The following is a 729-nucleotide window of genomic DNA, read 5'->3' on the forward strand; positions in this document are numbered from 1 at the left end:
CGTATAAGGAATCGGTTATTTTGTATCTAAAATGTGTCTAAACTTACAATTTTCTTTTTTGATATGGTGCCCCATGCCCATCAACTTAAGAATTTAGAATTCCCCCAAAAATTATGAGTTTTTTGTTGCAAGTTGTCACAAATTTTCGTTTTTATGGTAGTTTTATTTTCTTAGCTTGATTGCGATGAGCGGTACCCCATAAAGGCCCCTGATACATAATTGATCTTCTGCCATTTGTAGAAAACAATCCACTTATACCATTTTAACAAGAAGAAATATCTCGTCCATGTTGTAATATTGGCTTACGTTAAGCTTGTGAAAAAAACATATTCATGTATAATACAATTGATGTATGATACATTAGTTGTAGGAGGGTGACCTTTTTGAAAAGAGAAGATGCCTTAAAACTAAGAACAGATATTAAGAAAATGATTATAATAACTGGGGTTTTTGAATCTCAAAATTTGCCCAATGGACCATTTGAAAAACCTTTACCAACTTCTCAAATGATGGCGTTAGAGGAACTAGAGGTGGAAAAATTAACTGTTTGGCAACTATCCAATAAACTTAGATTAGAGACTTCAACTGTAAGTAGATTGGTAGATAAGTTAGTAAAAAAGGGGCTTGTTTATCGTGAAGTAAATGAAAAAAATAGAAGAGAACTTTTTCTGCACCTCACAGAAAAAGGTCACATAACTGTTAATTGCTTAAGAGAGCAATCCATTACAT

The 729-nt window shown here is 32.5% G+C and carries 1 protein-coding gene; it reads left to right on the forward strand.

Translation table 11 applies throughout. The annotated features are described in order from the left end of the window. Positions 1 to 383: 383 nt before the first annotated feature. On the forward strand, positions 384 to 729 hold a 346-nt coding region (locus tag AC1DJR_RS32305; protein ID WP_477004502.1), incomplete at its 3' end, for a MarR family winged helix-turn-helix transcriptional regulator.

The sequence above is a fragment of the Bacillus sp. 05T31 genome, from assembly GCF_056396725.1.